General features: G+C 74.8%; 18 protein-coding genes. 11 read left to right on the forward strand and 7 right to left on the reverse strand.

The features are described from left to right. The first annotated feature begins 296 nt into the window (after positions 1 to 296). A complete protein-coding gene (locus ACFY2L_RS36265; protein WP_390824465.1) occupies positions 297 to 1,064 on the forward strand; it encodes a GNAT family N-acetyltransferase in 768 nt (255 codons plus the stop codon). A gap of 133 nt (positions 1,065 to 1,197) precedes the next feature. On the opposite strand, the gene ACFY2L_RS36270 is transcribed toward ACFY2L_RS36265, so the two are convergent. Then, positions 1,198 to 1,461 carry a GlsB/YeaQ/YmgE family stress response membrane protein gene (locus ACFY2L_RS36270; protein ID WP_390824466.1) on the reverse strand — a complete coding sequence of 88 codons (264 nt, stop codon included), beginning with the start codon at positions 1,459 to 1,461 and terminating at the stop codon, positions 1,198 to 1,200. Positions 1,462 to 1,754: 293 nt separating this feature from the next. Between ACFY2L_RS36270 and ACFY2L_RS36275 the strand changes: the two genes are divergently transcribed. After that, a complete protein-coding gene (locus tag ACFY2L_RS36275) occupies positions 1,755 to 3,215 on the forward strand; it encodes a hydrolase (RefSeq protein ID WP_390824467.1) in 1,461 nt (486 codons plus the stop codon). 100 nt (positions 3,216 to 3,315) lie between these two features. Here the strand turns inward: ACFY2L_RS36275 and ACFY2L_RS36280 are convergent, their stop codons facing one another. Further along, entirely contained in the window at positions 3,316 to 3,756 is a 441-nt protein-coding gene (locus ACFY2L_RS36280) for an SPW repeat protein (protein WP_390657774.1), read from the reverse strand. 270 nt (positions 3,757 to 4,026) lie between these two features. Between ACFY2L_RS36280 and ACFY2L_RS36285 the strand changes: the two genes are divergently transcribed. From ACFY2L_RS36285 to ACFY2L_RS36305, 5 genes are read left to right on the forward strand one after another with little or no spacing between them, the layout of a single operon-like run. Next, positions 4,027 to 5,334: an NAD(P)/FAD-dependent oxidoreductase gene (locus tag ACFY2L_RS36285; RefSeq protein ID WP_390657775.1), complete on the forward strand. Its 1,308-nt coding sequence runs from the start codon at positions 4,027 to 4,029 to the stop codon at positions 5,332 to 5,334. Further along, positions 5,331 to 6,086, forward strand: a complete 756-nt coding sequence (locus ACFY2L_RS36290) for a DUF1365 domain-containing protein (RefSeq protein ID WP_390824468.1) — start codon at positions 5,331 to 5,333, stop codon at positions 6,084 to 6,086. Before ACFY2L_RS36285 ends, ACFY2L_RS36290 begins: the two co-directional genes overlap by 4 nt. Continuing rightward, the gene (locus tag ACFY2L_RS36295) at positions 6,083 to 7,357 is read left to right on the forward strand and encodes a class I SAM-dependent methyltransferase (RefSeq protein ID WP_390824469.1); all 1,275 of its coding nucleotides are present in this window, start codon (positions 6,083 to 6,085) and stop codon (positions 7,355 to 7,357) included. Before ACFY2L_RS36290 ends, ACFY2L_RS36295 begins: the two co-directional genes overlap by 4 nt. Beyond that, the gene (locus ACFY2L_RS36300; protein ID WP_390657778.1) at positions 7,354 to 8,673 is read left to right on the forward strand and encodes a class I SAM-dependent methyltransferase; all 1,320 of its coding nucleotides are present in this window, start codon (positions 7,354 to 7,356) and stop codon (positions 8,671 to 8,673) included. Before ACFY2L_RS36295 ends, ACFY2L_RS36300 begins: the two co-directional genes overlap by 4 nt. Next, entirely contained in the window at positions 8,670 to 9,470 is an 801-nt protein-coding gene (locus ACFY2L_RS36305; protein ID WP_390824470.1) for a DUF1295 domain-containing protein, read from the forward strand. The genes ACFY2L_RS36300 and ACFY2L_RS36305 overlap by 4 nt, the downstream gene beginning before the upstream one ends. A 132-nt stretch (positions 9,471 to 9,602) precedes the next feature. Here the strand turns inward: ACFY2L_RS36305 and ACFY2L_RS36310 are convergent, their stop codons facing one another. The 3 genes from ACFY2L_RS36310 to ACFY2L_RS36320 all read right to left on the reverse strand — a co-directional run bounded on the left by ACFY2L_RS36310 (position 9,603) and on the right by ACFY2L_RS36320 (position 11,792). Continuing rightward, a complete protein-coding gene (locus ACFY2L_RS36310; RefSeq protein WP_390824471.1) occupies positions 9,603 to 10,355 on the reverse strand; it encodes an anti-sigma factor domain-containing protein in 753 nt (250 codons plus the stop codon). Continuing rightward, positions 10,352 to 10,936 carry a sigma-70 family RNA polymerase sigma factor gene (locus ACFY2L_RS36315; RefSeq protein ID WP_390824472.1) on the reverse strand — a complete coding sequence of 195 codons (585 nt, stop codon included), beginning with the start codon at positions 10,934 to 10,936 and terminating at the stop codon, positions 10,352 to 10,354. Before ACFY2L_RS36315 ends, ACFY2L_RS36310 begins: the two co-directional genes overlap by 4 nt. A 256-nt stretch (positions 10,937 to 11,192) precedes the next feature. After that, complete coding sequence (locus tag ACFY2L_RS36320) at positions 11,193 to 11,792, reverse strand: sigma-70 family RNA polymerase sigma factor (RefSeq protein ID WP_390657782.1); 600 nt, start codon at positions 11,790 to 11,792, stop codon at positions 11,193 to 11,195. 148 nt (positions 11,793 to 11,940) lie between these two features. Between ACFY2L_RS36320 and ACFY2L_RS36325 the strand changes: the two genes are divergently transcribed. After that, entirely contained in the window at positions 11,941 to 12,957 is a 1,017-nt protein-coding gene (locus ACFY2L_RS36325) for a MerR family transcriptional regulator (protein ID WP_390657783.1), read from the forward strand. Between the two features lie 93 nt (positions 12,958 to 13,050). Here the strand turns inward: ACFY2L_RS36325 and ACFY2L_RS36330 are convergent, their stop codons facing one another. Beyond that, positions 13,051 to 13,746, reverse strand: a complete 696-nt coding sequence (locus ACFY2L_RS36330) for a type 1 glutamine amidotransferase domain-containing protein (protein WP_390657784.1) — start codon at positions 13,744 to 13,746, stop codon at positions 13,051 to 13,053. Between the two features lie 125 nt (positions 13,747 to 13,871). Between ACFY2L_RS36330 and ACFY2L_RS36335 the strand changes: the two genes are divergently transcribed. The 3 genes from ACFY2L_RS36335 to ACFY2L_RS36345 all read left to right on the forward strand — a co-directional run bounded on the left by ACFY2L_RS36335 (position 13,872) and on the right by ACFY2L_RS36345 (position 16,404). Then, a complete protein-coding gene (locus ACFY2L_RS36335) occupies positions 13,872 to 14,807 on the forward strand; it encodes a LysR family transcriptional regulator (RefSeq protein WP_390824473.1) in 936 nt (311 codons plus the stop codon). Between the two features lie 161 nt (positions 14,808 to 14,968). Further along, a complete protein-coding gene (locus tag ACFY2L_RS36340) occupies positions 14,969 to 16,210 on the forward strand; it encodes an NAD(P)/FAD-dependent oxidoreductase (protein WP_390824474.1) in 1,242 nt (413 codons plus the stop codon). A gap of 50 nt (positions 16,211 to 16,260) precedes the next feature. Further along, positions 16,261 to 16,404: a hypothetical protein gene (locus ACFY2L_RS36345; RefSeq protein WP_390824475.1), complete on the forward strand. Its 144-nt coding sequence runs from the start codon at positions 16,261 to 16,263 to the stop codon at positions 16,402 to 16,404. 648 nt (positions 16,405 to 17,052) lie between these two features. Here ACFY2L_RS36345 and ACFY2L_RS36350 read toward each other — a convergent pair. Next, positions 17,053 to 18,555, reverse strand: a complete 1,503-nt coding sequence (locus tag ACFY2L_RS36350; protein WP_390824476.1) for a cryptochrome/photolyase family protein — start codon at positions 18,553 to 18,555, stop codon at positions 17,053 to 17,055. Positions 18,556 to 18,559: the final 4 nt, after the last annotated feature.

Raw genomic sequence — 18,559 nt, forward strand, 5'->3', positions numbered from 1 at the left:
GCGGCCGCGCATATCGGCGGCGCCCGCCAGCGGTGTCGGCCTTGGCGGACGCCCGCCGCCTGGTCATCGGATCGGCCGCCGGGCCGCGGGCCGGACCGGTCCTCGGGACGCCGGGTGTGGTCGCGGGCCGCGTTGGATACGGGCCTCGGCGGGCGGCCAGGGTCGGGTCTACGGCTCTCCCGCCGGGCGGCGTGATCTTCGGCGGTGCCTGGCCTGGCGCGGTCCAGGCGGGGTGTGGAGGCGCGGGCGGCGTTAATTCCTTTGTGGGTGCCGTGCGGGAATGCTGGAGTGGCCGTATGGATCATGCCGCGATACTCGCCCTGTACGACCGGGACATGCGCGAAGGCGCCCGCCCCGAGAGCTCTGACGCCCGTGTGGAACGGACCGGAGGCGTGGTCCGCCACGTCGGCGGTGAGGGGGGCTGGAACGGCGTCCTCTGGTCGGACCTCGACGCCGCCGGCGCCGACGCGGCGATCGCCGCGCAGATCGCCTACTTCGCCGGGCGCGGCGAAGAGTTCGAGTGGAAACACCACGGTCACGACCAGCCCGCCGACCTGGGACGACGGCTCCTGGAGGCCGGCTTCACGGCCGAGCCGGAGGAGACCCTGATGATCGGCGAGACGAGCGGCCAGCTCGGCCCCGCCCCCGGACGGGGTGCGCATCGTGCCCGTGACCGGGCGGGCGTCGACCTCATGGCCGAGGCGAACGCGAAGGCGTTCGGGCGCGACGCCTCCTGGCTGCGGGATCTCGTGCTCGCCCGGCTCGCCGCCGACCCGGACGCGATCGTCGCCCTGGTCGTCCTCGCCGGTGACGAACCGGTGAGTTCGGCCCGGATGGAAATGATCCCCGGCACACGGTTCGCCGGCCTGTGGGGCGGCGGCACCGTACCGGCCTGGCGCGGCCGTGGCATCTACCGCGCCCTGATCGCCCACCGCGCCCGCATCGCCGCCGAACGCGGCTACCGCTACCTCCAGGTCGACGCCTCCGACCAGAGCCGCCCGATCCTCGAACGCCTCGGCTTCGCGGCGCTGACCACGACGACGCCGTACGTCTACGTGCCCTAGCCCGATCTAGCCCGATCTAGCTGGATCGACCCGCAACGTCGTTCACCGGCCGGCTCGCGCCGGCCCGTCCCGGACGGCCGAGGGCCGACGGCCGTCCGGGACCCGGGGTTTCGTCGCCCCGGCGTGAACAGCGTCAGCGGCGTGCCTTCGAGCGGTCCAGTGCCGCCACGCCGACCGCGGCGAGCGCGATCTGGATGAGCCACTCCACCCAGTCGACGCCGTCGGTGTCGGCCACCCCCAGACCCGCCGCGATGGCCGAACCGAGCAGTGCGGCCACGATGCCGACCAGGATCGTCCAGAGCACACCGATGCGCTGGCGGCCCGGAATCACGAGCCGGCCCAGGACACCGATGACGATGCCGATGAAGATGGCACTGATGATGCCGTCGATCTCCATGTCCGCCCCTCCTCTGCGAGACCCGTTGTCTTGCCCGTTGCCCACCTTGTGCCCGCTGCACGGTGGTGCAGTCCGTTCCGCTTGCCCGGGAGGGCGGATCGCCGAAGAAATCGTCGGCAGCATCGTCCGCCGCATCGCCCGCGTCATTGCCCGCACTTTCTGTTCACAGCAGTGGTATGCCATGTACCTTTCAATCGTTCCACGCGTGTAGAACCCTCCGTCGCGGGGTCTACGCGCGCAGATCGGCGCCCGCACCCTCGTCTCCCCACCCTTCCGTCACGGAGGTTCGCCGGATGCCTGGATCACCGAGATCCCGCCGCAAGCGCAAGGTCACCACCGTCCTGGCCGGCTTCGGTCTGCTCGTCACCGGAGCCGCTCTCCAGGTCAGCGCCACCGCCACGCCCGCCCACGCGGCCACCCCCCACCGCATCCTGTTCGACAACGCCCACGCCGAAACGGCCGGCAACGCCGACTGGATCATCTCCACCAGCCAGCCCGACCCGCTCGGCGAGGACTCCTCGCCGTCCGCCGAGACCGACTGGACGGGGGCCATCTCGTCCTGGGGCGTCGCCCTGCAGAAGACCGGCGACTACAGCCTCAAGACGCTGCCCTCGGGCTCCAGCCTGACCTACGGCGGCTCCGCGACGACCGACCTCGCGAACTTCGACACCCTGGTCCTGCCGGAGCCGAACACCCTCTTCACCACCGCAGAGAAGACGGCGATCATGAACTTCGTGAAGAACGGCGGCGGCCTCTTCATGATCTCCGACCACACCGGAGCCGACCGCAACAACGACGGCGAGGACGCGGTCGAGATCCTCAACGATCTGATGACCGACAACAGCGTCGACTCCACCGACCCGTTCGGCTTCTCCGTCGACTCGCTCAGCATCAGCTCCGACTACCCGTCGGCCATCGGCGACAGCAGCGACCCCGTGCTGCACGGCTCCTTCGGCACGGTCACCAAGAGCCTCATCGCCAGCGGCACCACCGCCACCCTCAAGCCCGCCGACAACTCGAGCGTCAAGGGCCTGCTCTACCGCACCGGCTACTCCGGGAACACCGGCGCCTTCTTCGCCACCAGCACCTTCGGCAGCGGCCGGGTGGCCTTCTGGGGGGACAGCTCGCCGATCGACGACGACACCGGCCAGTCGGGCAACACCCTCTACGACGGCTGGAACGACTCCGGCGCCACCAACGCCGCCCTCGCCCTGAACGCCACCGAGTGGCTCTCCGGCGCGAGCGGCGACGGCGGTGGCGGCGACGGCGGTTCGGGCTCCTGCACCTCCGCCCAGCTCCTCGGCAACAACGGCTTCGAGTCCGGCGCCACCACCTGGAGCGCCACGAGCGGCGTCATCACCAACTCCTCCAGCCAGTCGGCCCGTACGGGCTCCTACTACGCCTGGCTCGACGGCTACGGCACCGCCACCACCGACACCCTCTCCCAGTCCGTGACCGTCCCGTCCGCCTGCACCTCCGCCACCCTCAGCTTCCACCTGCACATCGACACGGCGGAGACCACCACCAGCACGGCGTACGACACCCTCAAGGTCCAGGTCCTCAACAGCTCCGGAACCGTCCTGAGCACCCTGGCGACCTACTCCAACCTGAACGCCGCCGCCGGCTACACCAAGCGCAGCTTCAGCCTGGCGAGCTACGCCGGCCAGACCGTCACCCTCAAGTTCACCGGCACCGAGGGCTCCACCCTCCAGACCTCCTTCGTCATCGACGACACGGCACTCGACGTCGCCTGACGCCCCCTCCGGCGCCGAGCGCCGAGCGCAGAGCACGGCCCGGCCGACCCGCACACGCGGAACGGCCGGGCCGCCTTCACGGATTCAGGCAGACCGGGGGCTACGGACGCGGGGCGCTCTTCGCCGCGGTGAAGGCGCACATCATCCCCAGGATCACCGCCAGGGCGCCGATGATGATGTTGTTGACCGCGACCCCGGCGTCCGGGCTGTCGCCGACGACCCACGGCGCGATGATCATCCAGACGCCGAGCGCGCACATGGCCCAGCTCAGGCCGTACATACGGGCCGGAGCGGCCGTGAACCCGAGAGCCAGCAGGCCGATCGCGATGCCGACGATCAGGTTGTGGGTCATCAGCGCGGGCTGGCTGGTGGTGTAGTGGAGCACCCAGGGGGACACGGCGCAGTACAGACCGAGCAGGAACACCGGTCCGTCCACGAGCGCCACGTCACGACCACCGAGCATGCGGTCGTAGCGCGCCCGCATCTCGGATACGTCGGGGTGGGTCGATATGTCACTTCTGCCTGGCGAGACGTTGGCCATCACTCGTCTCCTTCGACTTGCTGGCCGACCGCGTCTGGTGCGGTGTGCGGTGGTCGCCGCGCACAGTCATTCTGCGCTTATTTGTTCTTTATGTGTAGAGGTCGGAAGCGATGGAGCGGCCTCCGAACCGCCGTCCGCGCGCCTCATCGGCGGTCCTGCGGGAAAATGAAGACTCCGGCCGCCAATCCGCTCCCGCCGCAGCCACGGATTACCCGCGAAAGGGCCCGGCCACGGGCCCCGGCGGAAGGCGTGAGGATGGAGCGGAAGGCGATGCCGGCGCAGGAACCGGCGTCCGGAGCGGACCGGGGAACGGCGGCGGGACGACGTACCGCCGTGGTGGGCAGCGGAGTGGCCGGACTGACGGCCGCGCACATCCTGCGCCGCGGCGGCCATCACGTCACCCTGTACGAGGCCGACGACCGGCCCGGCGGCCACGCCCACACCCACGACGTCGTCTCCCGTGACGGGCGGGTCCACCGCGTCGACTCCGGCTTCATCGTGCACAACCGCCGCACCTACCCCCATCTGCTGCGCCTCTTCGACGACCTGGGCATCGCCACCCAGGAGTCGGAGATGAGCATGTCCGTACGGTGCGAGGGCTGCGGCCTCGAGTACGCCGGAGCCCGCGGTCCCGCCGGGCTGTTCCCCGCGCCGGGCAACGCCGCGCGGCCCCGCTACCTCCGCCTGCTCACCGAGGTGCCCGCCTTCCACCGGGCGGCCCGCCGGCTGCTCGCCGAAGGCGCGACCGACGACCTCACCCTCGGCGCGTTCCTGGACCGGGAGAGGTTCTCGGCGTACTTCCGCACCCACTTCATGACACCGGTGGTCTCGGCCGTCTGGTCCTGCGACGCCGCCACCGCACAGCGCTACCCGGCCTCGTACCTGTTCCGGTTCCTGGACCACCACGGCATGCTCTCGGTCACCGGCTCCCCGGTGTGGCGCACCGTCACCGGCGGTTCGCGCACCTACGTCGAGCGCGTCACCGCCCGGCTGCACACCGTCCGCACCGGCACGCCCGTGCGGGCCGTACGGCGCACCCCGGACGGCGCCGAGCTCACCGCCGACGACGGCGTCACCCGGAGCTACGACGCCGTGGTGATCGCCGTCCACCCCGACCAGGCGCTGCGGATGCTCACCGACGCCACCCCCGCGGAGAAGGACGTCCTCGGCGCCTTCCGCTACTCGCGCAACGTCACCCTTCTGCACACCGACACCGGCGTCCTGCCCCGGGCCCGCGCCGCCCGCGCCTCCTGGAACTACCTGATGCCCGCCTGCGACGCCGGCGCCGACCGCGTCCGGGTCAGCTACGACATGAACCGGCTGCAACGCCTCGACGCGCCCGACCCGTACGTCGTCACCCTCGGCGGCGAGGACCGCGTCGACCCCGACCGGGTCCTGGCCCGCATGATCTACGAACACCCCGTCTACACACCGGAGTCGGTGGCCGCCCAGCAGCGCCTGCCCGGCCTGAACACCGCCGTGACCGCGTTCGCCGGCGCCTACCACGGCTGGGGATTCCACGAGGACGGCTGCCGCTCCGGTGTCCTGGCGGCCGCCGCGCTGGGGGTGCGCTGGTGAGCACCGCACCGTCGCGGCCCGAAGCGGTGCACCCCGCCCTGTACCCCTGCACCATCACCCACGTCCGCACCGCCCCCACCCGCTACACGCTGCGCCACCGCACCTACCTGTGGCTGATCGACCCCGACCGTCCGCCCGACCTCCCGCGCGCGCTGCGGCCGCTGGCCCGCTTCGACCCCCGCGACCATTTCACCGGCGAGCACCCGACCGTCCGGGCCGGCCTCGACGCCTTCCTCGCCTCGCAGGGCGAGCCCCCGGCGGACGGACCCGTCGCCATGCTCACGCACGCACGCGTCCTCGGGCACGTCTTCAACCCGCTGACCCTCTACTGGTGCCACGACCCGCACGGCGGGCCGGGCCGCGTGGTCGCCGAGGTGCACAACACCTACGGCGGACGGCACTGCTACCTGCTGCACCCCGACGCCACCGGCAGCGCACGGACCGCCAAGGAGTTCTACGTCTCGCCCTTCTTCCCCGTCGACGGCGCCTACCGCATGCGCCTGCCCCCGCCCGGCGACCGGCTCGCCCTCACCGTCCACCTCGACCGGGACGGCGGCCACCCCTTCACCGCGACCGTGCAGGGCGTCCGGCGCGAGGCCACCGCCGCGCAGCTGCTGCGGCTGGCCCTGCGCCACCCCTGGTCCACCGCCGCCGTGTCCGCCGCGATCCGCCTGCACGGCATCCGCCTGTATCTGCGCGGCCTGCCCGTCCAACCCCGACCGGACCACCGCACCGGAGAGAACACACGATGACGTACGCCGAACCCCGCCTTGCCGCCGTGGCCCGCCCGAGGAGCGCCGCAGACCCCTCGCGCTGGCCCGACGTCGCCGCGCCGGCCGGCACATCCCCCGCCCGCACCGCCGTCACCGGCGCGATCGTGCGCCGTGCCCTGGACCGGCTGCCGCTGCGCGCGCGGTACGCCGACGGCAGCACCGCCGGCCGCGGCGGACCGCTGCTGGAGATCCACGACCCACGGGCCTTCCACGCCCGGATCGGCGCCCACGGCCTGATCGGCTTCGGCGAGTCGTACATGGCGGGCGAGTGGGACGCCCCCGACCTGGTGGCCCCGCTCACCGTCCTCGCCGCCCACGCGGCCGACCTGGTCCCCGCCCCGCTGCAGCGCCTGCGCGGGCTGTGGGCCCAGCGTCAGCCCGCGCACCGGCGCAACACCCCCGACAACGCCCGCGCCAACATCAGCCGCCACTACGACCTGTCGAACGACCTCTTCGCCCTGTTCCTGGACGACACGCTCACCTATTCCTCGGCCGTCTTCCGCAGCTTCCCGGCCTCCTGGGACCGGCTCGCCGACGCCCAGCACCGCAAGATCGACCGCCTGCTGGACCTCGCCGGCGTCGAGCGGGGGACCCGGCTGCTGGAGATCGGCACCGGCTGGGGCGAACTCGCGCTGCGGGCGGCGGCCCGCGGCGCCCGGGTCACCTCGCTGACCCTCTCCGCCGAACAGCGCGACCTCGCCCGCGAACGGGTGCGGCAGGCCGGTCTCGCCGACCGCGTCGACATCGAACTGTGCGACTACCGCGAGGCCCGCGGCAGCTACGACGCCGTCGTCAGCGTCGAGATGATCGAGGCCGTCGGCGAGGAGTTCTGGCCGGTCTACTTCCGCACGCTCGACGAGCGGCTCGTCCCGGGCGGCCGCGCCGCCGTCCAGGCGATCACCATGCCCCACGCCCGCATGCTCGCCAGCCGCGACACCTTCACCTGGATCCAGAAGTACATCTTCCCGGGCGGTCTGCTGCCCTCCACCGAAGCGGTGGAGCAAGCCGTCCGCGACCACACCGGGCTGACCGTCGCCCGGCGCGACGGCTTCGGCGCCCACTACGCCGAGACCCTCCGCCTGTGGCGCGAACGCTTCACCGCACGCGCCGACGACGTCGCCGCCCTCGGCTTCGACGACACCTTCCGCCGTATGTGGACCCTCTACCTCGGCTACTCCGAGGCCGGCTTCCGGTCCGGCTACCTCGACGTCCAGCAGTACCTGTTCACCAAGGAGGCCCCGGTCCGATGACCACCGAGCGCACCGCCCGCAGCACCCGGCCCGGCGCCGCCCGACGGCTCGCCGCGCTCGCCGAGGACGTCACCGGAGGCCCCCTGCCGGTCCGGCTGCGCGCCTGGGACGGCAGCGAGAGCGGACCGGCCGACGGCCCCGTCGTGGTCGTACGATCCCGGCGCGCCCTGCGCCGGCTGCTGTGGGAGCCGGGCGAACTGGGCCTCGCGCAGGCCTACGTCACCGGCGAACTGGACCTCGAGGGCGACCTGGCGCAGGGCTTGCGGGCCGTCTGGGCCGCCGTCCGGGAACACGGTCTGCACGCCCCGCGCCTCACCCTCGCCGACCGCACCCGCGCGGCCGCCGAGGCGCTGCGGCTCGGCGCCGTCGGGCCGCGGCCGGCCCCGCCCGAGGCCCAGGCGCGCCTGCGCGGCGGCCTGCACAGCCGCACCCGTGACCGGGCCGCGATCAGCCACCACTACGACCTGTCCAACGACTTCTACCGCCTGCTGCTCGACCCGACGATGGCCTACTCGTGCGGCTACTGGGCGGCCGGCGACCCGGACTTCACCCTCGCCGACGCCCAGCGCGCCAAGCTGGAACTGATCTGCCGCAAGCTCGCCGTCGTCCCCGGCGCCCGGCTGCTCGACGTCGGATGCGGCTGGGGCTCGCTCGCGCTGTACGCCGCCGAAGAGCACAAGGCGCAGGTCACCGCCGTCACCCTGGCCGCCGAGCAGGCCGCGTACGTGCGCGAGCGGGTGCGCGAGCGCGGTCTGGAGCACCGGGTCGAGGTCGTCTGCCAGGACTACCGCGACATCGACGGCGGTTCCTACGACGCCGTCGCCACCGTCGAGATGGGCGAGCACGTGGGCGACGCCGAGTACCCGGGGTTCGCGGCCGCCCTGCGGCGGCTGGTCCGGCCCCGCGGCCGGGTCCTCGTGCAGCAGATGTCCCGGGGGAGCACCGCACCCGGCGGCGGCGCGTTCATCGAGACGTACATCGCGCCCGACATGCACATGAGGCCGCTCGGCGAGACGGTCTCCCTGCTGGAGACGGCCGGGCTGGAGGTGCGGTCCGTGGAGTCGCTGCGGGAGCACTACGTGCGCACGGTCGCCGCCTGGCACCGCACCCTGGAGGACCGCTGGGCGGACGTCGTACGGCTGGTCGGCGAGGAGACGGCCCGGGTGTGGCGGCTGTACCTGGTGGGCGGCGCGCTCGCCTTCGAGGAGGGCCGCATGGGCGTCGACCAGATCCTCGCCGTACGGCCCACCGCCCGCGGCGACAGCGGGGCACCGCAGACGCCGGCGGCCTGGTACGAGCGACTGGAGCAGCGATGAGCGGCTTTCCCTGGCATGCCTTCACGGTCAACCTCGGCTGGGCCGCGGCGGCCGCCTTCGCGGTCATGCTGGTCACCTTCGCCGTCGCCGTGCGCAAGGGCGTGCACCGGATCGTGGACGTCGCCTGGGGGATCGGCTTCACGGCGGTCGCCCTGGTGACCTGTGCCGCCTCGGCGGGGGAGGGCGACCCCGCGCGCCGGATCCTGGTGACCGCCCTCACCGCCGTATGGGGGCTGCGGCTCGCCGCGCACATCGCGCGGCGCGGCCGCGGCCACGGCGAGGACCCGCGCTACGAGGCGCTCCTGGCCAAGGCGCCCGGCAACCGCAACGCGTACGCCCTGCGGATGGTGTACCTGCTCCAGGGCGCGCTCGTGTGGCTGGTGTCGTTGCCCGTCCAGGCCGCGCAGTACGTGCCCGGGCCGCTGACCGGCCTCGCCTGGGCCGGGACCGCGCTGTGGGCCGTGGGGCTGTTCTTCGAAGCGGTCGGGGACGCCCAGCTCGCCCGGTTCAAGGCCGACCCGGCCCACCGGGGCCAGGTCATGGACCGAGGGCTGTGGCGCTACACCCGCCACCCCAACTACTTCGGCGACTTCTGCGTCTGGTGGGGACTCTTCCTCATCGCCTGCGAATCCGCCGCCTCCGCCGCGGTGTCCGTCGTCTCCCCGCTGGTGATGAGCTTCCTGCTGATGCGGGGCAGCGGCAAACCGATGCTGGAGCGGCACATGGCCGAACGGCCGGGGTACGCGCGCTACGTCGAACGCACGAGCGGGTTCTTCCCGCGGCCGCCGCGTCCATGAAGGGGCGGGCGCCTTCGGTCGACCGGAGGCGCCCCGAACGGGCGAACGTCTCCGGTCGGGCCGGAGGTGCCCGTGAACGGCGAACGCCTCCAGTCGGGCCGGAGGCGCCCATGAACGGGCGAACGCCTCCGGTCAGGCCGGGAGCGGCAGCACCGCCAGCGGATCCGAGCCGGGCGTGGCCGAGCCGCCCGCAGGTTCGACGGTGACCCCCACACCGGAGGCCCCGTCCACCGCGCCGCGCAGGAGCACCGCCTGGCTGGCGAGGTGCGGGTCCATCAGCCCGGCGTCACGCATCGTGCCGTGGTCGTCGAACCACAGCTGGTAGACCTTGCCGCCGGGCGGCTTCGCCATCCTGGCGGCGAGGAACACGGCACGGTCGCGGCCCGTGGACACCACCACCGTGCCCGTGGCCCCGTCCGCCAGCCGCACGGTGCGCGACCGCGCGTCCGGCGCCGCGAGCACGGCCGCCACCTCCTCCGCCTCGCGCTGCGCCCGGCCCGCATCGGCCCGGGCGCTCTCGGCGCGGTCGTACTGCCACACCGCGACGCCGCCCAGGGCCGCCGACGCGGCGAGGCAGGCGGCGAGGCCCCAGCGGGAGATCCGCCGCGACCACCGGGCGGCGCGGCCCGGCCGGACACCGCCCGGGGGGCCGGGCGCGACCTGCGGGACGTCGGTGATCCGCCGCAGCACCCGGGCCCGCAGACCGTGCCGGGGCGCCGTCGACACCGCCAGCCCCAGCCGGGCGGCCGTCTCGGTGAACTCGGTGACCTCGCGTGCGCAGGCCGCGCAGTCCGCGAGATGGCGCTCGAAGTCCGCGCGTTCGCCCTCGGTCAGGGCGTGCAGGGCGTAGGCACCGGTCAGCGTGTGCAGCTCCGCGGTGATCACGCGCACACCCCCAGGCAGTCGCGCAGCCGGATCAGCCCGTCCCGCAGCCGTGTCTTGACCGTGCCCAGGGGAACGGACAGCGTCTCGGCGACCTGGCGGTACGTCATGCCCCGGTAGTAGGCCAGCTCCACCGCCTCACGCTGGATCTCCGTCAGGGTCCGCAGACAGCGGCGCACCTGCTCCCGCTCCAGCCGGGCCTCCACCTGCTCGGTGACCTCGTCGTACTCGCGCATGCGGTCGCGCAGGCCCGCCCGGTGCTCGCGGGCCGCCGCGGCCTGCGCCGACCGGACCCGGTCCACGGCCCGGCGGTGCGCCAGTGTCAGCACCCAGTTGACGGCCGTGCCGCGCTCGGGCCGGTAGCGGGGAGCCGTGCGCCACACCTCCACCAGCACCTCCTGCGCGACCTCCTCGGACTGCGCCCGGTCGCGCAGGACCGCGTGCGCCACGCCCAGCACCGGGGCCGCCACGGCGTCGAAGAGGACGGCGAAGGCGCTCTGGTCGCCCAGGGCCACCGCGCCCATCACTTCGTCGAGGTCGGGTCGGGAAGCGGGGTTCGGGCCGATGCGGACGGCTTCTTTCACGGGGGACCTTTCGGCAGCGCGGTGTGACCGCGGGGGAGGAGGGAGCGCCCCCGGAGAGCACCGACCCTCTCCGGGGGCGTGCGGGAGCGGGGCCGCGCTCCCGTCTGCCGCACCGAGGGGACGTGGAGGTGCGGCCGACCGGTACTTCCGCGGGCGGACGGGAATCGGATGCGCGGGACGACCGGTGAGCGGCCTTCCCGGAATTGCAGCGTTTGTGCGTCGAAAACTGGTTCGGCCGTATGGGTGGACGGGGGAGTCAGCCCTCGCCGGCGGGCTCCAGACGGACCCGCAATCGCTGCATGCCGCGCCGGGCGTGGCTCTTGACGGTGCCCAGGGGCCAGCCGGTGCGCTCCGCGATCTGGGTCTGGGTGAGGTCCTCGTAGAAGGTCAGCCGCAGCACCCGCTGCTGGGGCGCCGGGAGCCGGGCCAGTTCGCCGCGCACCAGCACGCGGTCGAGAGCGGCCTCGGGACGGTCGCGGTCGGGGTCGCCGAGCGCGAGCTCGGAGCCGGCCGCGGAGACGAGGTGCAGGCGACGGCTCCGGGCGGCCAGCGTGTCGGCGATCCTGCGCCGGGTGATGCCCACGATCCAGCCGCCGAGCGTGCCGCGCTCGGGCCGGTAGCCCGCCCGGCCGCGCCAGACCCCCAGGAACACCTGCTGGATCACGTCCTCGGCCTCCTTGGCGTCCCCCAGGGAACGCCAGGCCAGCGTGTGCACCAGCGCGGACCAGCGGCGGTAGGCGGCGGCCAGACAGGCCTCGTCGCCCGCCACCAGACCACGGGCGATCTCCTCGTCGGCGAGCGGCTCTCCGTCGGCGGCCCGCACGGGCGGGGCGGCAAGGGGCGGGTACGGGCTCATGACGACGACTCCTCACGTCGGGCGGCCTGTCCTCGGGCCGGTGCGGGACGTCCTGCGGGGCGTGCCCGTGAGGTCATCGTGCGAGCCGCGCGCAGCCCGTCTCAACACGCGTCGTTTCTGCGTCGTCTTGCCGTCGTAAGGTCGGGGTATGAGCGAGTCCACCGGCCGGGGCGTCAGCGGGTCCACCGCGCGGGGCACCGGCGAGCCCACCGCCTCCGACGACACCGGCCTGACCACCGGCGCCCTGGCCCGCCGCCTGGGCGTGGCGCCCACCACCCTGCGCTCCTGGGACCGGCGTTACGGCATCGGGCCCGCCGTCCGCGCGGACGGGCGGCACCGCCGCTGGCGGCCGGGCGACGTGGCCGTGCTGGAGGCGATGTGCCGGCTGACCTCGGCCGGGGTGCCGCCCGCCGAGGCCGCGCGCGCCGCGCGGGAGAGCGCCGCACCGCCCGCGGGCGAGCCGGCGGGCGGTGTGCCGCAACGGTCCCGGGCGGCCGGCGGGCTCCCGCTGGGCGGTGACGTCCGCCAGGAGTGCCGGGGCCTGGCCCGCGCCGCCGTACGGCTCGACGCGCCGGCCGTCGCCGAACAGCTGACCGCGGCCGTCGAACGGCACGGTCTGACCGACGCCTGGCAGGAGGTGATGGTGCCGACCCTGCACGCCGTGGGCCGCAAGTGGGCCTCGTCCGGCGACCGGTACGTCGAGGTCGAGCATCTGCTGTCCTGGCACGTCTCCACCGCCCTGCGCCACGCCACCCGCCCCGCCGTACCGGGGGACGCCACGGGCGGGCGGGGCCCGGTGCTCCTGGCCTGCGTACCGGGTGAACAGCACAGCCTGCCGCTGGAGGCGCTCAACGCGGGGCTCAGCCGACTCGACGTGCCCACGCGCATGTTCGGCCCGGCCGTGCCCGCGGAGGCGCTGTCCGCGGCCGTCCAGCGACTGGGCCCGGTGGCCGTCGTCCTGTGGGCCCAGTCCCGCTCCACCGCGAGTCTGGCCCTCGCCCGGCACGTCGCGGCGACCGGCTGGGGCGTGCGCGGGGCCCGCCGCGCCCCGGCCGTGCTGCTCGGCGGCCCCGGCTGGGCCGGCCGGCCCGCCCCGGGCCTGCCCCGTCCGACGGGCCTGGGCGACGCCCTGGAGACGCTGGCCGGGGTGTACGGCGCCGCGTGAGGGGCAGGCGCGGCCCGGCCGCCGGGGGCGTCGGAGGGGTGAGCGGGCCGCCCGCGGCCGGTAGAGGGTGTTCCGGGTGACCCCCGCCCGGGGTCAGCCCAGCTTCTTCAGCAGCTCGGCCGCGAGCGGGGCGGACGAGGCCGGGTTCTGGCCGGTGACCAGGTTGCGGTCGACCACCACGTTGGGCGCCCACGGCTCGCCCACCCGCACGTCCACGCCCGCCTCGGTGAGCCGGTCCTGCAGCAGCCACTTCGCCTTCTCGCCGAGGCCGGCCTGCAGTTCCTCCGCGTTGGTGAAGGCGGCCACCCGGTAGCCGGCGAAGGCGTTGGAGCCGTCCTCCGTCACCGCGGCCAGCAGCGCGGCCGGGCCGTGGCAGACCACACCGAGCGGCTTGCCCGAGCCCAGCGTCTCGACCAGCACCCGGCCGGAGACGGGGTCGACGGCCAGGTCCTCCATCGGGCCGTGCCCGCCCGGGTAGAAGACGGCCGCGTAGTCGGCGAGGTCCACGTCCTCCAGCCGCACCGGCCGCTCCAGCTCCGTCATCGCGGCGAGCGCCCCGGCGATCCGGTCGGCCGCCTCCTGGCCGCCGTTGGCCTCGGCCGCCAGGCTGCCCTTGTCCACCGGGGGCACCACACCGCCGGGCGTGGCGACGACCACCGCGTGGCCCGCCGCGCGGAAGGCCTCGTAGGGGGCGACCGCCTCCTCCGCCCAGAAACCCGTGGGGTGCTGGGTGCCGTCGGCGAGCGTCCAGCGGTCGCTGCCGGTCATCACGAAAAGGATCTTGGCCATGGGGGTCTCCTGAGGTCTCGGGCCGGCGGTCCGGCTGCGGAGCGTCGGCGTGCCAGTACCTCGAACCTAGGACTTCGATGCATAGGAATCCAATGAGGAATCCAATGCCGGACATAGACCAACCTATGGCACGCGGAGGAATAATCGAGGCCGTGCAGCACACCGACCACCTTGACCTCAACCTCCTGCGCACCTTCCTCGCCGTGTACCGCTCGGGCTCGTTCACCGGCGCGGCGCAACTGCTCGGACTGTCCCAGCCGACGGTGACCACACAGATGCGCACCCTGGAACGCCAGGCCGGACGGGAGCTGTTCGAGCGGCTCCCGCGCGGGGTCGCGCCGACGGCCGTCGCCGACGAGCTCGCCGCCCGTGTCGCCGCTCCGCTCGACGAACTCGCCTCCGTCGCCGGCCCGGACCCGGCGCGGTCCGGGCGGGCCGACCCCGTGCACCTGGCCGGGCCGGCCGAACTGCTGTGCGCCCGCGCGCTGCCCGCGCTCGCCCCGCTCGTCGCCGAGGGCGTCCGGCTGCGGGTCGCCACCGGGCTGACCGACCACCTCCTGGAGGAACTCCGGGCGGGACGGCACGACCTGGTCATCGCCACCGTCCGGCCCCGCGGGCGGACCCTGACCGCCCTCCCGCTGACCGACGAGGAGTTCGTCCTGGTCGCCGCGCCCGCCTGGGCCGAGCGGCTGGGGGGACGGCTCGCCGCCGAGGGCCCCTCGGCACTGCACTCCGTGCCCCTGGTGACGTACGCCGAGGACCTGCCCATCGCCCGCCGCTACTGGCGGCACGTCTTCGGCCGGCGTCTGTCCTGCCCCGCCGCGCTCACCGTGCCCGATCTGCGCGGGGTGCTGGCGGCGGTCGTCGCGGGCGCCGGTTTCACCGTCCTGCCCCGCTACCTCTGTCTGGACGAGCTGGCCTCCGGCGCCCTCGTCCCGCTGCACACCCCGGACGACCCGCCGATCAACACCGGCTACCTGGTGCAACGCCCCGGCGCCGTGGAGAACCCCGACGTACGCCGGGTGCGGGAACTGCTGCTGAGCACCGGCCCGGGGTGGTGAGACCGCCCGGCGGCATCCGGCGCGCGCCCGGGGCGCCCGCATCCGCGGGGCGCCCGCGGGGAGAAGAGGAGTCGGCGGCTCCGGGACGGCCGCCGCCGTCCGGTGACCGTACCGACGGCCCGGCGGACGAACCGACGGCCCGGCGGACGAGAGGGGCGGCCGTGACCTCCGCGCACAGCGACACCGACGTACTGGTGATCGGGGCGGGCGTCGCCGGACTGGCGTGCGCCCGCGACCTGGCCGCCGCGGGACTCGGCGTACGGGTCCTGGAGGCCTCCGACGCCGTCGGCGGCCGGATGCGCACCGACCGGGTCGAGGGCTTTCTCGTCGACCGGGGCTTCCAGGTGTTCAACACCTCCTACCCGCAGGTGCGGCGCCGCCTGGCCCTGCGCGCGCTGCGCCTGCGGCCGTTCACACCCGGCGTACTGATCCACACCGGCCGGGGCCGGCTGCGCTTCAGCGACCCGACCCGCCGTCCCCGCTCCCTGCCCGACCTGCTGCCGGGCCGGCTGGCCGGTCCCCGTGACCTCCTCGCCCTCTCGGCCCTCTCGGCCCGCGACGCCCTCAGCCCCGCCGGACGGCTGAAGCGGGCCACCGACCGCACCACCCGTGACGCGCTCAGGGCCGCCGGATGCACCGACGGATTCGTCGAGCTGTTCTTCCGCCCGTTCCTGTCGGGTGTCTTCCTGGAGGACGACCTGGAGACGTCGGCCCGCGTCTTCCACCTCGTGTGGCGGAGCATGCTCCGGGGGACGCTCTGCCTGCCGGCCGGCGGGATCGGAGCGGTGCCGCGGGCGCTGGCCGAAGGGCTGCCCGAGGGGACGGTGCGGCTGGGGACCGCGGTGGAGCGGCTCACCGGTGACGGCGTCGTCCTCTCCGGCGGCCGCGAGGTGCCCGCCCGGGCGGTCGTCGTCGCCACCGGACCGGGTGCCGCCCGCGCGCTGCTGCCGGGCCTGGACGTCCCCGACAGCCGGGTGGTGACGACGTACTACCACGTGGCCGCCCGGACACCGCTGGGCGAGCCGACCCTGCTCGTCGACAGCCGCAGGCGGCTGCTCAACACCTGCGTCCTCAGCGACGCGGCCCCGGAGTACGCGCCCGACGGCCACGCCCTGGTGGCCACGTCGGTGCTCGGCGCCGACACCGAGGGACGCGCGACGGCGGTGCGCACCGCGCTGGCCGACGTGTACGGCACCGACACCGCCGGCTGGGACCTGCTCACCGTCCGCACGGTGCCCGAAGCGCTCCCCGTGATGCGCCCGCCCCAGCCCCTCACCCGCACGGCCCGCGTCGCACCCGGCCGTTACGTGTGCGGGGACCACCGTGCCACCGGCTCCGTCCAGGGCGCCCTCGCCTCCGGCGCCCGAGCCGCCCGCACCGTACTCCACGACCTCACCCCCTGACCCGGACCGTTCCCGACACCCGGGCCTGGCAACTCTCCGCCCAGCCGGGCGTGCAACTCTGCGCCCGGCAGGGCGAGCGGCTCTGCGCCTGGCAGGGCGAGCGGCTCTGCGCCTGGCAGGGCGAGCGGCTCTGCGCCTGGCAGGGCGAGCGGCCCTGCCCCCGCCCCGGCGTGCGGCCGGGCCTGCGTTCCTGACCCCGACCGTTCCCTGCGCCCGGGCGTCGCCGGGCCTCCGCCAGGCGGGCGGCCGGCCCTCTGCGAGGCCAGTGGCCGGATCCCCCTCGGGCTCTGGCGGATCTTGCCGGGCCTGCGGCTGCACCGCCGCCGGGCCCGTGGCCGAATCTCCGCCGGGCCTGCGTCCGGCACGCGCCCCGGCCCGCGCCTCCCGGCCCCGGGCCCCGCCCCTCAGGCCCGCGCCTCCCCGACCCCGGCCGCGCGGCCTTCCGCCCCGGCCCTGCGGTTTCCGCCCCCGGCCGGTGGCCTTCCTGGCCTGCGGCCTCCGCCCTGCGGCCTCCCCGGCCTGCGGCCTCCGCCCTGCGGCCTCCCCGGCCTGCGGCCTCCCCGGCCTGCGGCCTCCCCGGCCTGCGGCCTCCCCGGCCTGCGGCCTCCGCCCTGCGGCCTCCGCCCTGCGGCCTCCCCGGCCTGCGGCCTCCGCCCTGCGGCCTCCCCGGCCTGCTGCCCCCGCCCCGCGGCCGAATACGCGTCCGGCCGCCGCCATACCCCCGCTCCTCCCCAGCCGGGGGCTGCCCCAGCGGCCGCTCGGCGCCCCGGGGCCATCCCCCGGCGCCGCCCCGCACCTCCGGCACCGCCCCCGGGCCCCCGGCGCCACCCCGTCGCCCCCCGTCACGGTGGCTGGTCTCCGCGGTGTCGCTCCTGGTGCAGCAGGGCGTTCAGGTCGCTCAGGCGGTCCAGGCCGTGTACCGCTCGGGTCATGCGGGGGTTGCGTTCGAGGCGGTCGCGGTGGCGGTGGAGGAAGGCCCAGTATCCGGCCGTGAAGGGGCAGGCGTCCTCGCCGACGCGGCGGTCCGGGCGGTAGGCGCACGGCCCGCACAGGTCGCTCATCCGGTGCACGTACGACCCGCCGGAGGTGTACGGCTTGGTCGTCATCCGCCCGCCGTCGGCGTACTGGGACATGCCGACCACGTTCGGCAGCATCACCCAGTCGTAGCCGTCGACGAAGCAGCGGTGGAACCAGTCGGTCACCGCGGCCGGGTCCCAGCCGCGCTGGAGGGCGTGACTGCCCAGCAGCATCAGCCGCGGGATGTGGTGCGTCCAGCCCGTGTCCCGCACCTGCGCGAGCACGGTGGCCAGACAGCGCGCGGTGACGGCGCCGGCGTCCAGTTCCAGGAACCAGCCGGGCAGCGGGGCACGGTGCCCCAGCGCGTTGCGGTGCCGGTACTCCTCGCCGAAGTACCAGTAGAGCTGCCAGACGTACTCCCGCCAGCCCGCGATCTGCCGTACGAACCCCTCGACGCTGTTGACCGGGGCCCCGCCCGACCGCCAGGCGGCCTCGGCGCGTTCCACGCACTCCGCCGGGTCCAGCAGACCGAGGTTCAGCGAGGAGGACAGCAGGCTGTGGCTCATCACCGGGTCGCCCGCCAGCATCGCGTCCTCGTACGGTCCGAAGGCCGCGAGCCGGTGCTCCACGAACCGCCGCAGCGCGGCCAGGGCCTCGCGGCGGGTCGCGGGGAACCGCCGGGGCCCGTCGCGGCCCACGAACCGGATGCCCTCGCGTTCCCAGCGGTCGAGGTCGTGACGGACCTCGTCGTCGACGTCGTCCTCGCGTGGCCGGTAGGGCGCGGGCACGTCCAGGGCGGTCGCGCCCCGGGGCGGCGGCTCGCGGTTGTCGTGGTCGTGGTTCCAGCGCCCGCCCGCCGGGCCGTCACCGTCCATGAGCAGGTCGTGCGTACGGCGGACCCAGCGGTAGAACTCCTCCTGGCGCAGCCGCTGACCGCCGTGCCCGTCGGCCCAGGCCCGGAAGTCCTCGTGTGCGACCAGGAAGCCGCGCGGCGGCAGCACCGTGACGCCCGGCAGGGAGCGCACCAGCGCGAGCGCCGCCCGCGAGGTGGGATGACACACCGTCAGCGGCCCTTCGCCCACCGCCGCACGCAGACCTTCGCGGTAGGTCTCGGCACGGACGTAGCGCACGCGGTCACCGAGTTCGGCCGCGCGGTGCCGCATCGCCGACAGCACCAGGTGTGCCTTGGCCCGGTGGAAGCGCCGGCGACGGAACACCGACCGGGCCTCGACCATCACGACCGGTGCGTCCCGGGCCGGACCGCCGTCGCCCGGTGCGAGGAAGGCCGGCCCGAGCTGGTCGCCGAACAGCCAGTGGGGGGTGGCCATCGCC

Origin of the sequence: Streptomyces sp. NPDC001381, assembly GCF_042895685.1 — a bacterium.
In the GTDB taxonomy this organism is placed as follows: domain Bacteria; phylum Actinomycetota; class Actinomycetes; order Streptomycetales; family Streptomycetaceae; genus Streptomyces.